This is a genomic window from Maribellus luteus (assembly GCF_003576475.1).
GTDB lineage: Bacteria > Bacteroidota > Bacteroidia > Bacteroidales > Prolixibacteraceae > Draconibacterium > Draconibacterium luteum.
Genome location: NZ_QWGR01000050.1, coordinates 1 through 1,034, shown reverse-complemented (window position 1 = coordinate 1,034; position 1,034 = coordinate 1). Strand labels below are relative to the sequence as shown.

The following is a 1,034-nucleotide window of genomic DNA, read 5'->3' as shown; positions in this document are numbered from 1 at the left end:
AAAAACGCGAGAAACAGCTTATTCCCCTTCGTAGTTTTAACAGGTACTTAAAAATTAGAGGGTTGTGCAACAGCTACACGTGTTATACACTGGTTTTTATTTTTCTCCATATCTATTGGTATCAAAGTACTTTTCAAATATCCAATCAATTTTTGGCATTGGATGATGTCTTCTAATCAAGTCTACTCTTTGTTGAGTAGTAAAATTTGGAATATTAGTCCACCCCCTTGGGTAGCCAGCTTGTTCTTCAAAATCTTCAATTGTTTTGTTTGTTTCACGAAGGTTCTCGATTGTAAAGAATTTTTCTGGGTCAATTAGTTTTCCAAATTCTTTATAACAGTCCATAACAACGATTAACAACGTTTTGAAATAGTCGACACAACAAGTCAAAACATCTTCTTCAGGCACATAACTTAATTGATTTGAATTTTGGAAGGTTTGAAAATAATAGTGCATTTTTGAGTCACCATTTTCATCGGTGTAAGATGAGCCTCCTCCAATTAGATAGTATCCAATTTTCTGTGAGAGATTTCTTGCTTCCAAAAAGAATCTAGCCAATTTATTTAGTTTCAATTTCTCTTGTTGCGATTTGTACCATTTGTCAAACCCGGATATATCAGAAATTGATGCTTGAATTGTAAAAGTTATACTCCTTGTACAAGAAGCAAAAGCACTCAAGTAAAATTGGGCTTCATCATAAACTCTTTCTTCTTCTAACGATTCTGTAATTTTAGATAGAAAGAATTCTGATTCTTCAATCTTCTGCTCAACTATTCCAAAACTTCTACTCATGAATCTATTTCTGTCTTTTTAAACTTGTGTATAACGGTTGGTACATGTTGTCGGGGCGGATTTCGGAGAGCGTTCCTGTCCGAAGGACACGGAACTGCGAAACGTGCCCCGAAGCTTCGGGGCGCAGTTGGCGTACCACCGAACCCCGCCCTGCAATATGTACTTCCTAAGTTTACATTTTCTTATCTTCTAATAATTAACTGAAAGAACGAAAGAGTGGAGTAAGGTTATTATGTACTGTG

1 protein-coding gene is annotated in these 1,034 nt (G+C 36.0%); it reads right to left on the bottom strand.

Annotated features, from left to right (window positions below):
* Window positions 1–96 precede the first annotated feature (96 nt).
* Window positions 97–792, bottom strand: coding sequence for an Ea47 family protein (locus tag D1614_RS23635; RefSeq protein ID WP_119440462.1), 696 nt, complete (start codon window positions 790–792; stop codon window positions 97–99).
* Between the last annotated feature and the right edge of the window lie 242 nt (window positions 793–1,034).